Genomic DNA, 12542 nt, shown 5'->3' with positions numbered 1-12542 from the left:
GTGTATAAGAGACAGGCCCCGCCCGCGTTCCCGCAGGAGGGGAACCGTCCGCAGCCGGGCGGCGGCGGAACCGGCCGCGACGGGTCCGCGCCGAAGCCGGGCTGACCGCCGGGACCGGGCTGGCCGGGGTGACCGGGCGGGCCGGGACGACCGCTCGGGTCGCCGCCGAAGGGCGGGCCCGGCGGGATCGGCTCGGCGGGCCGGTTCATCTGCGAGGGCCGCGAGCCCTGGTACTCGTACGACTCACCGCCCCCGAAGGACGGCGGGGCGGGCGGCCGCTGGAAGCGCGGGTCCCCCGGGCCGGACGCCGACGGGCGCGGGGCGGCCGGGGTGTACGAGGTCGCGGTGTTCGTCAGGAAGTTCCACCGGCACTCCTCGCAGAACGGCGCGCCGCCCTCACGGGGCGTACGGCACTGCGGGCAGAGTTCCGGAGCGGCGTCCGGTACGGCGGACAGGTGCGAGCGTCCGCCGGGCTGGCCGGCGTTCGGCCCACCGGGCTGGCCGTTCGGGCCGGGCGGCGGCGGGAAACCGTAGCCGCCGCCTGCGGGGGGCGGTGGCGGAGGGGGTGGTGGTACGGCACCGGCCATGCGGTGACCGCAGACCTCGCACCAGTCGTCGGAACCCGACTGGTGTCCGTTCGGGCAGGTCGGCATGTCGGCGCTTCCCCCTCTCCTTTCCGGCCGTCCGGCCGGATTTTCTCCAACCCCAAGGGGTCAGGCTCGCTGCTTTTCAGGGTCCTGCTACGTCACTTCTTCACACGAACAGTCTTTGTCGACCGGGTCTCGAGAGTCATCTCGTCGGCCTCCTCGACCTTCGCCTTCAGTCGCACAGTACCTGTCGCGGCATCGACCACGTCCACCACCTTCGCAAGGAGTTTCGCAGTATCCGCATTCCCGGAGGCGCTGGCGAGCTGAACGGCCCGGCCCAGTTTGGCCGTTGCTCCATCGATGTCTCCCGATTTGCGCAGATCGAGCCCCTGTTGGATGACTTGTGCCAGTTCGGCCTGGCCGGTGTAGTGGGCCACTTGTGGGTTGATGGACGTCGAGGCGGCCATGTCGTCGGTCCACACGGCCCGCACGAGGCCCTGGGCGCCGAGGTTCTGAGCCGTACTGTCGGGTTGCGGGATCACCAGCGAGACCCGGGCGGCCAGCATCTCCTGGCCGATGCTCGCGGGCGGGACCTCGACGCACACGTGGTAGTCACGGGACTCGTCTCCCCAGGAACCGGTGGGGTAGTCCCCGGCGCGCGGGCCCGCCTCGGTGCGCCGGTCGGTCAACTCCTCGACGGTCGGCGCGACTTGCTTGACGAACTTGATGGTGGTGCCGACCGGCGTCCACAGCCTGAGGGCGACGTCCGCGACCTCCTTGCCCATGGCCGTCTCCATCATCTGCGTGAAGTCGGCGGCCAGTCCGGCCGGGTCGGCGACGATGTCGGCGGTGCCGAGCAGGGCGGAGGCGATCCCTGTGACTTCTTTCACTTCCCAGTCGGTGCCCACGCCCCGGGCGTCACAGGTGAAGCGTCCGGCGCAGGCGTCCAGCGACGCCTTGAGGTCCTCCGCGGACTCGTGCTCGTTGCGGCCGTCGGTGAGCAGGATGCCGTGCCGGATGGCGACGTCCGCCGAGGACAGCAGCCGGTCGGCAAGACGCAGCCAGGTCCCGATGGCCGTACCGCCGCCGGCGCTGAGCTTGCGCAGGGCCTGCTTGGCCTGCTCGCGGGTGGTGGCGTCGGCGACGGCGAGACGGCCGCCGCCCGGGTAGACCTCCTTGGCGACGTGCGTGCCGCCGATCACCGCGAAGTGCACGCCGTCGCGCAGGGTGTCGATGGCGGCGGACGTCGCGTCCCGGGCGTTGCGCATCTTGGTCGGCGGGTAGTCCATCGACCCCGAGCAGTCGACCATGATCGCCACGGCCGCGGACGGGCCCTCGCCCGGCGCGTAGAGGTGGGGTGCCGCCACCGCGCTTCCGATCGTGCCGCCGCCGGTCGCGGTCACCGTCACGATCGCGTTGACCTCCCGGCCGCCCTCCGGCAGGTACTCGTTCTGGTACACGTCCATCGAGAACTGCGGCACGTTCGACTTCGAGAAATTGGCCATGCCCTATCGGCTCCCCCTTGAACGCCCCGCAGGATGCGGGGCGACGACGGAATACGGACCGGTCCCCTCCGGTCCGTCGAGGCGTCCCCGTACGCGGCCTCAGGCCGATCCTGCCCCCTGCGGCGGGGCCGGGAACGGCACGAGAGCCACTGTTACGTTGTCGTGGCCCCCACCGTCCAGCGCGTGACCGACCAGAACCCGGGCGCCGTGCAGCGGACGGACGGCGGCGTCGGCCGGGAGGACGTCGGCCATCTCCTCGGCCGCTTCCGCGTAGTTCCACAGGCCGTCCGTGCACACCACCACTACACCCGGCCGGTCCGGCTTGAAGGAAGCGGTGTGCGGCTCCAGTTCGTACGCGTCCGCACCCAGCCAGCCCGTGATCGCGTGGGCGCGCTCGTCGGCGTACGCCTCTGCCTCGTTCATCAGGCCCGCGGCGACCATCTGCGCGGCCCAGGAGTCGTCCTCGGTGAGCCGGGCCGGGGGCGAGGTGCGGTCCACCGGCACCCAGTAGGCGCGGCTGTCACCGACCCAGCCGACCACCAGCAGGCCCGCGGTGACCACCGCGCCGACCAGCGTGCAGGCCGGGGCGTTCTGGTGCGGGGCGTGCTCGCGGGCCGTGGCGGGTTCCTGCGCGAGCGCGTTGACCGCGTGGGCGGCGGCGACGATCGCGTCGTGCATGGCCTGCTGCGGGTGCGTGCCGAGCGGCAGGGCGGCCAGCAGCGACTCGCTCGCGGCGCGGGAGGCGGCGAGCGAGGCGTCGTCGGGGCGGGTCGCCGAGGACACGCCGTCGCAGACGATCGCCACCAGGGCGCCCGAGCCGTCGGGCAGCACGGTGCGGCCGATGCCGAACGCGTCCTCGTTGCGGTGATGGCGCAGCCCGCGGTCGCTGACGGCCGCGATGGGGCCGTACTCCTGCTCCATGTGGTCGCGTTCGCGCGGCTGGGCGTGTCCGCAGTTCTCGCAGTAGCCGTCGTCGTCGACGCGGCCCGCGCGGCACGCCACGCACAGCTTGGCCGGGTCGGCGGGCGCCGCGGCATCGGCGGCGACGCGCGGGTCCGGGGCCTGGAGGGGGTACTCCTCGGGTTCCCGGGGGCGGTCGAAGCGGACGCCGGTCGCGGTCGGGGGCGGTGTGGCCGGAGACAGGGGAGCACCGCCCGAGTCCGGGCCAGGGAGGTCCGCCGGCAGATGCACCGTGGGGGGTGGGGCGGAGCTGTCCGCGTCGGCGGCGACGGGCCAGCCGGCCGTCGGCACCACAGCCGGGGTTCCCGAGCCGTTCAGGGTGAGCGTCGGGCCGTCGTCCGGCCGCGGCGGTACGGCGGACAGGTCGTATCCGCAGGCACCGCAGAAACGGTCACCCGACTCGAGCGGCTCCTCGCAGCTCGGACACCTCGACAAGGCGGCCTGCTGGGGCATCTGCGACATCAACTACACCCATGTCCGGGGGCGGTAACGGTTGGCACGTTCCACCAGGTCGATCCTCTCCTCGCCGCCCCGCGCCAGCCGGGCCAGCGTGCGGTACGAACGCTCCAGGCCGAAGCGCAGGCCTCGTTCGTCCAGGCCGCTGCCGAGCAGCGTCCGTCCCCCGGCGGCATGGGGGTCCCCCCGTCCGGCCGGGGCCGGGTGCGGGGGAGGGACGGATCCCTGGCCACCGGAGAGTATCCAGTCCAGGGCACAGCCGAGCACCTCCGTGACCAACTGCTCGCGGCGCGTCGGATCCAGGCGGTACTCATCCAGCGCCTCCACCTGCCCGGCGGCGGCGCTCAGATCCTCCAGGAAGGGTACGTCGGAGCCGACCGCCGTGCGTTGCCGGAGCCGGGCGCGGACGGCCGCCACCCGGGCCGCCGTGTAGTGGATGGACGACTCCGGCACCGACTCCAGCGTCGTCACGGCGCTGCGCCGGTCGCCGGTCGCGAGCTGGACGCGGGCCAGGCCGAAGGCGGCGCTCACATAGCTCGGGTCGGTCGACCACACCAGGCGGTAGTACTCGGCGGCGTTGTCGAGCTGGCCGAGCACCTCCGCGCACAGGCCGAGCGCGAGCTTGGGTGCCGTCTCGCCGGGGAAGGCGTCGTAGATCGCGTCGAAGGCGAGGGCGGCGCCCTCGTGGTCGCCGGTGACCAGCGCGGTCACGCCCCGGTACCAGACCACCCGCCAGTCGTCGGGCCGCTCCGTCTCCAGGGTGCGCAGGGCGGCCGGCGCCGCGTCGGAGTCGTCGTTCTCCAGCCACGCCCGGATCTGCCGCAGCCGCGTCTCGATCGACGGGGCCGGCGCCGCGGCCAGCGCACTGAGCAGCTCGGCCGGGGCGGTCGCCATCAGGCCCGCGAGGAAACCGGCGTTGGGGTCGCCCGGGTCGACGCGGGGGACGGGCAGCGCGAGGGCGGCGGCAGCGGTACCGACGGGTTTGACGAGGCCGGCCGTGGTGCTCGGGGCGGCGCCGGTGAGCTGAGGCTGCTGCTTGCGCGCCCGTACGACCCGCGCCCCGAGCCGCGACACCTCACCCTCCAGCGGCGGGAACAACTCCGTGTCCGTCACCCGCAGTTCCGGTCCGAACAGCGTCGACAGCGACGGCCGTGCCCGACCCGTCTGCAGCGACACGACCTCGCGCAGCACCCCCGTCAGCTGCTCCGACATCTCCTGCGCGGAGGCGAACCGGCGGGCCGGGTCGGGGTCGGTGGCGCGGACCAGGAGCCGGTAGAAGGACTCGTACTGGCGGAAGACCTCGATGTTGTCGGGGTCGGGCAGGGAGTCGACGTAGACGTTGGTGTAGCCCTGGAAGTCGAAGGTGAGGACGGCCAGGGTGCGGGCCACCGTGTACAGGTCGGACGCCACCGACGGGCCGGCCTCCGCGACCTCCGGTGCCTGGTAGCCGACCGTGCCGTAGATCGCCGACTCGTCGTCGTCCATGCGGCGCACCGCGCCCATGTCGATGAGCTTGAGCTGGTCCTCGGTCTGGATGGCGTTGTCGACCTTGAAGTCGCAGTACAGCAGGTTGCGGCTGTGCAGGTGGTCGAGGGCCTCCAGCGCCTCGATGCCGTACGCGCAGGCCTGCTCCACCGGCAGCGGGTCGCGTCGGCCCTCCGGAGTGCGGCGGGCGTTCGCGAGCTCCTTGAGGGACTTGCCGCCGACGTACTCCATGACGATGTAGCCGTCGAGGGAGCCGGTGCGCTGGTCGAGGTGCTCGACGAAGTTGTAGATCCGCACGATGTTGGCGTGCTCGATCTCGGCGAGGAAGCGCCGCTCGGAGATCGCGGCGGCCATGGCGTCCTGGTCGCCGGTGTCGAGCAGGCCCTTCAGCACGACCCAACGGTCCGACACCGCCCGGTCGACGGCGAGGTAGATCCAGCCCAGGCCGCCGTGCGCGAGGCAGCCCACGACCTCGTACTGGCCGTGCACGACGTCGCCGGCCTTCAGCTTCGGGACGAACGAATACGGGTGGCCGCACTTGGTGCAGAAGCCCTCGGTGCGCCCGGGACGGTCCCCGCGGGCGCGGCCCACCGGCGCCCCGCAGTCCGAGCGCGAGCAGAACCGCTTGCGCTCCGGCACCTCCGGGTTGTCCAGGACCATCGCGCGCGGGTCGGGGCGCGGAACCTGCGGAACCTGGACCAGCCCGGCACCCAGCCGGCCACGGCCCGAGGAACCGGCGGTGGAGCCGGAGCTGCGCACCGACACCGAGCGGCCCGTCGAACGGCCCGACAGCGCGCGCGACAGCCGCCCCGACACCGAGCGGCGGGACTTCGACGACTGCGACGACGTACGCGAACTGCGCGCACTGGAGCGTGAGCTGCCGCTGCCCGCCGAACCGCGCGAGCCCCGGCCGCCGCCCGTGATCCCGGTGGGCGGCGATGCGACCATGCCGCTGGCGGACACCACCGGCGCCAGGCCGCAGGTGTCGCAGTAGAGCTCGCCGCCGCCGACGTCCTCGTACGACCCCTCGCAGCCGGGCCGCTGGCAGGACTGCTGTGCCTGACTCATCTCGCTGCATCCCCCTTGTCGCTCACCGCGCCCGGCCCCCTGCGGTCCTGCGGCCCCGCCTGCCCCGGCACCCGCGGGGCGGTGCCGAGCAGATCGGCCGCCGTCTGCTGGTAGCGCTGCACGGCCTGTTCGGCGACCCGCAGGTCGCAGGGTGCGCTCCACAGCATGCGGCGCGCCGCGTCGTACCGCTCGATCAGCAGCGGGTCCTCGGCCAGTCCGTGCCGGGCGACCTTCGCCTTGTACGCGTCCAGACGGCCGCGCAGCTCCGCGCGGACCGCCAGGGGTGCGGTGACGGCGGTCAACGACTCGCGGGCGCGCAGCAGTTCGTCCTCGGCCTTCTGCTCCAGGGACTCCAGGAGTGGCGACAGCCGGTGCCACTGGGCCTGTCTGCGGTACTCGGCGGCCGCCGCCAGCTGCTCCTGGAGTGCGGTCGGCGGTCCGCTGACGACCGGCACCTCCGTGGCGGCGATCTTGGCGAGGACCTCGCCGCGCGCGGTGCGGGCCTCGGCGAGCGTGCGGTCGGCCCGGGACAGCACGTCCCGCAGCTTGATCAGCCGCTGCTCGGCATCCTGGCGGACCGTCAGTACGGCGTCGATCTCCCGGCGCACCTCCTCCAGGGCGCGCGCCTCACGGTCGTACACCGTGGTGTCCGGTCTGCCGCCGCCCGGTGCCGAACTGCCCTCGGCGGGCAGCCAGAACGCCAGCGGATCGGAGACCACCTCTTCGCGCAGCTTCGTCAGCGTGCGTGTGATGCGCTCCAGGTCGTCGCCCGCCGGGTGCTCGCCGGGGCGCACGCCGACGGAGTGCGCGAGCCTGCGGGTGCGCTGGAGCTCGGCGGCCAGTAAATCGATCCGTGCGGGCAGCGCGGACCACACCGCGTCGGCGGCGACGACCATGTCCAGCGACGTTGCGTACAGCTCGTTCATCCGGTCCACCAGCCCGGCCAGTGAGAACTGCTGGCTGAGCTTGCCCGTGCCGTGCAGTGTGGGCGCGTTCGCCGTGGCCGCGGCGCTGCCGGCGACCGTGACGGACTCGCCGCGCAGCAGCTCGGTCAGCTCCAGCAGGTCCTCGCGGCTGGACCAGCGGCGGCGGGCGCGGATCTCACGGGCGGAGCGCAACGCGCCCGTGTACGCGTCGAAGTACGCCCACAGCAGCGTGATCGACGCCTCCGCGGCCGCCCAGCGCTCCTTGGTCGTGCCGGTGAGCTCGGCGCCCTCGAGGAGTCGGCGGCCCGCGTGGTCCTGCAGGGCGAGGAGCGAGGTCTCGATGGCCTCGTGTTCCGCGCCGAGCCGCGCCAGCGCACGGTCCACCTCGTCCCGGTCCATTACCGGACCGGAGGCTCCCGCGACGCCCATCGATCACCTCTCGTTGCTGGTGTGTTCCGTGCCGGTGTGTGCCGTCGGCCGTCCTTCATCCGGCCGTCTGCCGACGGCCGGTCATGCGTAGGTGGGCCGGGGCGGAGTCGCCGACTCCGAGTCACTGCCCAGCGTGGCCGACAGCCATGTGCCGTACGACCGCTTCCAGCCGCCGTCCTCGCGGTAGTCCTCCAGTATTCGGTTGACCCGGCGTACCAGATCGTCGGCGTCCTTCTTCATCGCCACGCCGTAGTACTCCGTGGTGAAGCGGTCGCCCTTCAGTTCCACCGTGGGGTCCTGCGCGGCCTGGCTCGCGGCGAGCGCACCGTCCGTCACCACCGCGTCGACCTGGCCGAGTTGGAGCCGGACCAGGCAGTCGAGCTGGTTGGGAACGGTGATGGAGATGTCGGTGGAGGCGGGCAGTCGGCCGGCCTTCCTGTCCGCGTCCAGTTTGTCGTACGCCGTGGAGCCCTTCGCCGAGCAGATCTTCTGGTCGGCGAGGGTCTCGTCGTAGCCCTCGATCGTCGAGGAGGTGGGCGCGAGGACCTGCTGGCCGGTCAGGAAGTACGGTGCGGAGAAGGCCACCTGCTCCAGCCGGTCGCAGTTGATGGTCATCGTGCGCACCACCATGTCGACCTGCCCGCTCTGGACCGCGGGGATGCGCTGGTTGGTGGGGATGGCCTTGAACCGGATCTTGTCCGCATCGCCCAGCAGGTCCTCGGCGATCCGGCGGGCGAGATCGATGTCGAAGCCCTCCAGCTCGACGTCCTTCGCCGTGCTGTTCGGGTTGCGGTAGCCCCAGCGGTAGCTGTTCTGGTCGACGCCCACCGAGACATAGCCGCGCTTCTTGATCGTCGCGATCGACGCGCCCTCGGCCGTCGACGGGGACAGGCTCTGGTCCTCGGGGTCCTTGCACTCCTCGGCCTTCGCGTGCGACCCGTCGGCCACGCCCTGGCCACCGACGCCCGTGCTGCCGTCGTCGGTCGGCCGGGTGTGCGGCAGCAGCAGCGCGAAGGCCACGGCGAGGGCGCAGACGACGGCCATCGCGCCCACGCCGCCCCAGCCCTTCAGGCTGGCCCGCAAACGTCGTGCATGCATCGTCACGCCCCCTTTCACCGGTACTCCGAAAGCCTGCGGCCGATGCCGAGCACCGCGCCGGCCGCGCCCAGCACCGCAAGGGCGGCCGCGCCGGCCGAGAGGCCGGTCATCGCGTCCAGGCCGTCGCCCGCGGCCTGCTGGAACTCACGCTGTTCGTGCCTCAGGGCGGTGTCGAGGTTCTTGTCGACGTTGTCGAAGCACTCGCCCGTGGGTTTGTCGCTCTTCGCGCCGATGACCTTGTTCAACGCCGCCTGGTAGTCGCCCGCGTCGTCGGCGGCACGGGCCTGCTGGTGGCGGTCCTGCCATTCGTCCATGTTGCCCACCGCCGACCGCACGGGCTGCTCGCCGGCCCCGTCGTCGGCGAGGGACTGCGCCGCGGTGAGGCCGTCGGCCAGGTCCTGCATCGACTCCTTGTAGGCGACGTCGAACTTGTCCTGGAACTCGCCCGGCTTGACCTCGACCGTCTCCGCACCCCGGCTGACCAGGGTGAGGTTCTCGTTGCCACGCGCCTTGAGGGAGGCGATGCGGGCGTCGTGCAGGACGTTCAGCGAGCGGACGCCGTGGTCGTAGGAGTCGCCCAGGCCGGCGCGGGCGACGCTGTGGCCGACGACGAGCCAGAGCAGGACCACGGTGGTGGCGGCGCCGGCGGCGACCAGGCCGTGGTTCAGGACCCGGTTCGTGCGCCGGTAGTTGCGGTGCTGCGCCCAGGCGAGGGCCGCGAGGGCGACGATGCCGAGGGCGATGGCCGCCCACGGGTAGGGCGTGGCGTCCGCGTAGTCGCCGCGCAGCCGCTCGTTCTCCGACTTGTAGAGGTCCTCGGCCGCCGGGAGCATCTCGTTCTGCATCGTGTCGTTCGCGTAGCGCAGGTAGGCGCCGCCGAGCGGGTAGCCCTGGCGGTTGTTGGCGCGGGCGCGTTCGATGAGGCCCTTGTACTGCGGCAGGAGCCGGTTGAGTTCGGCGATCGTCGCGGCGGACGGGGAGCCGGGGTCGGAGTTGTTGGCGGCCGTGACGAGCTTGGCCGCCGCCGTGCGGATGCCCCTCTCGTAGCGGTCGCGGGAGGTCTTCGTCTCCTGACCGCCCGCCAGGAAACCGCTGGACGCCGCGGTGTTGGCGTCGGCCAGGGAACGGTAGATGTCGGCCGCGGCGGAGCTGAGGGGCTGGCTCTTGTGCAGGACGTCGTCGGCGGCGGACGCCCGGTCGGTGGCCTGCCAGGCGGTCACCGCGCCGAAGGAGACGACCAGCAGGGCGAGGACGGCGCCGATGATGCGCAGTCGGCCCGGCTCGGTGGTCGCGGCGGCGCGCACCCGGTCCACACCCTCGGCGAACGCGGTGCGGCGGGGCGGCTCCCCGGCGGGTGCCGGGGAGGCGGGGGAGCCCGTGGAGGTGGGCTGCGGCGGGATGCCCGGCATCGTGGGCAGGCCGGAGCCCGACGCCGGGTCCGGGCCCGGTGGTGCCGTGCTGCTTTTCGGCGGTTGTGTCACTCTTGACCTCCCCCATGGTCATCCGTCGCCGCCAGTATCGCTGCCGGGACTGACATCCGCACCGGCCTTGCCCCGATCTTGATCGGATCGCAGTGCGGTGAAGCGTATTTCGGCGCACCGCGGAGCGCCCCGCACCACCCCCTGCCCATGAATACGCCGGTGGAATCGGTTCGGTTCCACCGATTCGGCGGTCAGCCCTCGAAGTGCGCCCGCAGCCGCGCCTGCACCCGCCCTCCCGCGCCGATCCGGTCCAGCCCCAGCAGCGCCGCCCCCAGCACCGGGCTCGCCGTCACCACGCGGGGGACGGCCTTCGGCGCCCGGGCACCCAGCAAGTCCCGGATGCGGTCGTCGAGTCGGGCGTGCCGTGCGGCGAGGACGCTGCCACCGAGCAGCACCGGGGTTTCCTCGGCCAGCAGGTCCAGCCGGGTCAGCGCCACCGTCGCCATGGTCACGACCTCGTCGGCGAGCCGGTCGACGATCGCACGGGCGACCGGGTCGCCGTCGGCCGCCGTGGCGAACAGGACCGGCGTCAGTTCGTGGCGCCGCGCGGGTTGCAGCCGCTCCAGGTGCAGTGCCTCGATCAGGGCGTACACGGAGTCCAGCCCGAAGTGCGCGGGCAGGGTCCGGGCCAGCTCGGTGGGGCCGCCGCGTCCGTCCTCCGCGCGGGCCGCGTGGAAGAGCGCCTCCTCGGCAAGTCCCCAACCCCCGCCCCAGTCCCCGGAGATACGCCCGACAGCAGGGAAACGGGCGGTGCGGCCGTCGGGGCGCATGCCCACGCAGTTGATGCCCGCGCCGCACACGACGGCCACCCCGCGCGGCTCGGTGACACCGGCCCGCAGGATCGCGAACGTGTCGTTGCGCACCTCGACGGTCGTACCCCACGCGCGCGCGTGCAGCGCGGCCGTCAACCGCTCCTCCTCGACGGGGAAGTCGGCATTGGCGAGACAGGCGGAGACGTGCGTGACGGAGGTGACTCCAGCCATGGCCCAGGCACGTTCCACCGCCTCGGCGAGGGCGTCCGTCGCCGCCTCGACACCCACGGCCGGCGGCCGGAAACCGCCGCCGCGGGCCTCGGCGAGCACGGTTCCGTCGGCCGCCACGACCGCGACGTCCGTCTTGCTGTTGCCCGCGTCGACGGCGAGGACGGCTGCGGTCAGGCCCACGCGAGGTGCTCCCGGTTGTGTGCGATCAGCTGGTCGGTGAGGGTCTCGGCGTACTCGTACTGGCCGATGAGGGGATGCGCGAGCAGCGCCTGGAAGACCCGGTCGCGGCCGCCGCGCAGGGCCGCCTCCAGCGCCAGGTCCTCGTACACCGTCACGTTCGCCATCAGACCCGCGTACAGGGGGTCCACGGTGGCGACGGGCAGCGGAGCCGGCCCGCCCTCGGCCCGCACCGCCGTCTGCACCTCGATCACCGCGTCGTCCGGCAGGAAGGGCAGGGTGCCCCGGTTGAGGGTGTTCACCACCTGGTACGGGCTTCCCGCGCCGCTCAGCAGCGCCGCCGCCAGGTCCACCGCCGCCTCGGAGTAGTAGGCGCCGCCCCGCCGGGCCAGCAGCGCCGGCTTCTCGTCGAGCGCGGGATCGCCGTACATCGTCAGCAACTCCCGTTCCATCGCGGCCACTTCGGCGGCACGCGAGGGCTTGGTGCGCAGCTCCCGTACGACCTCGTCGTGCGCGTAGTAGTAGCGCAGGTAGTAGGAGGGGACCACGCCCAGGCGGTCCAGCAGGGCACGCGGCAGCCGGAGGTCCGCGGCGATCGCGTCGCCGTGCTCGCGGAGCAGCTCGGGCAGGACGTTCTCGCCGTCCACGCGTACGCCCGTCTCCCAGGTGAGATGGTTGAGGCCCACGTGGTCGAGGTGGACGTCGGCCGGGGCGAGGCCCAGCAGCGCGGCGAACTTCCGCTGCAGCCCGATCGCCACATTGCACAGCCCCACTGCCTTGTGCCCGGCCTTCAGCAGGGCACGGGTGACGATGCCGACGGGGTTGGTGAAGTCGATGATCCAGGCGTCGGGGTTGGTACGACGCACCCGTTCCGCGATGTCGAGAACGACCGGGACCGTGCGCAGCGCCTTGGCCAGACCGCCCGCGCCGGTCGTCTCCTGGCCGATGCAGCCGCACTGAAGCGGCCAGGTCTCGTCCTGCTCACGGGCCGCCTGGCCGCCGACGCGGAGCTGGAGCAGGACGGCGTCGGCGCCCTCGACGCCCGCGTCCAGGTCGGAGGTGGTGACGACCCGCCCGTCGTGCCCCTGGCGGGCGAAGATACGGCGGGCCAGCCCGCCCACCAGGTCCAGGCGGTCCGCCGCCGGGTCGACGAGGACCAGTTCCTCGATGGGCAGGGTGTCCCTGAGCCGGGCGAAGCCGTCGACGAGTTCGGGTGTGTAGGTGGAGCCGCCGCCTATGACGGTGAGTTTCATGCGGTGTCAACCCTTCACTCGGAACGGGGCGTCAAGAGCGAACGCCCCCGGGTAACGGAGGCGTTACCTGGAGGCGGTGCGGGGTCGGACGTCAGTCGTCCAGGAAGGGGGCCGTGTCCAGCGTGGGGTACGGG

General features: G+C 72.8%; 8 protein-coding genes and 1 pseudogene. All 9 read right to left on the bottom strand.

All coding sequences use genetic code 11. The features are described from left to right. Positions 1-653, bottom strand: a pseudogene (locus StrepF001_RS42570) (hypothetical protein); the annotation flags it as partial. 92 nt (positions 654-745) lie between these two features. Continuing rightward, complete coding sequence (locus StrepF001_RS42565; RefSeq protein WP_129803443.1) at positions 746-2092, bottom strand: VWA domain-containing protein; 1347 nt, start codon at positions 2090-2092, stop codon at positions 746-748. Positions 2093-2191: 99 nt separating this feature from the next. Further along, positions 2192-3517: a PP2C family serine/threonine-protein phosphatase gene (locus StrepF001_RS42560; protein WP_206307133.1), complete on the bottom strand. Its 1326-nt coding sequence runs from the start codon at positions 3515-3517 to the stop codon at positions 2192-2194. Next, positions 3518-6061, bottom strand: coding sequence for a serine/threonine-protein kinase (locus tag StrepF001_RS42555; RefSeq protein ID WP_129803441.1), 2544 nt, complete (start codon positions 6059-6061; stop codon positions 3518-3520). Beyond that, on the bottom strand, positions 6058-7416 hold the full coding sequence (locus StrepF001_RS42550) for a hypothetical protein (protein ID WP_129803440.1): 1359 nt from the start codon (positions 7414-7416) through the stop codon (positions 6058-6060). The genes StrepF001_RS42555 and StrepF001_RS42550 overlap by 4 nt, the downstream gene beginning before the upstream one ends. Positions 7417-7497: 81 nt before the next feature. Then, a complete protein-coding gene (locus StrepF001_RS42545; protein WP_129803439.1) occupies positions 7498-8514 on the bottom strand; it encodes a glutamate ABC transporter substrate-binding protein in 1017 nt (338 codons plus the stop codon). A gap of 14 nt (positions 8515-8528) precedes the next feature. Beyond that, complete coding sequence (locus StrepF001_RS42540) at positions 8529-9995, bottom strand: hypothetical protein (RefSeq protein ID WP_129803438.1); 1467 nt, start codon at positions 9993-9995, stop codon at positions 8529-8531. A gap of 191 nt (positions 9996-10186) precedes the next feature. Beyond that, entirely contained in the window at positions 10187-11158 is a 972-nt protein-coding gene (locus StrepF001_RS42535) for a BadF/BadG/BcrA/BcrD ATPase family protein (protein WP_129803437.1), read from the bottom strand. Then, a complete protein-coding gene (locus StrepF001_RS42530) occupies positions 11149-12408 on the bottom strand; it encodes a 6-phospho-beta-glucosidase (protein ID WP_129803436.1) in 1260 nt (419 codons plus the stop codon). Before StrepF001_RS42530 ends, StrepF001_RS42535 begins: the two co-directional genes overlap by 10 nt. Between the last annotated feature and the right edge of the window lie 134 nt (positions 12409-12542).

It is taken from the genome of Streptomyces sp. F001, assembly GCF_004187715.1.
In the GTDB taxonomy this organism is placed as follows: domain Bacteria; phylum Actinomycetota; class Actinomycetes; order Streptomycetales; family Streptomycetaceae; genus Streptomyces; species Streptomyces flavusporus.
The sequence above is the reverse complement of the archived record's forward strand: the minus strand, read 5'-3'. Positions and strand labels throughout refer to the sequence as shown.

Coding starts and splice junctions, on each gene's coding strand:
- StrepF001_RS42550 (WP_129803440.1), bottom strand. CDS start 7,416: ATGGGCGTCGCGGGAGCCTCCGGTCCGGTAATGGACCGGGACGAGGTG.
- StrepF001_RS42530 (WP_129803436.1), bottom strand. CDS start 12,408: ATGAAACTCACCGTCATAGGCGGCGGCTCCACCTACACACCCGAACTC.
- StrepF001_RS42545 (WP_129803439.1), bottom strand. CDS start 8,514: ATGCATGCACGACGTTTGCGGGCCAGCCTGAAGGGCTGGGGCGGCGTG.
- StrepF001_RS42555 (WP_129803441.1), bottom strand. CDS start 6,061: ATGAGTCAGGCACAGCAGTCCTGCCAGCGGCCCGGCTGCGAGGGGTCG.
- StrepF001_RS42565 (WP_129803443.1), bottom strand. CDS start 2,092: ATGGCCAATTTCTCGAAGTCGAACGTGCCGCAGTTCTCGATGGACGTG.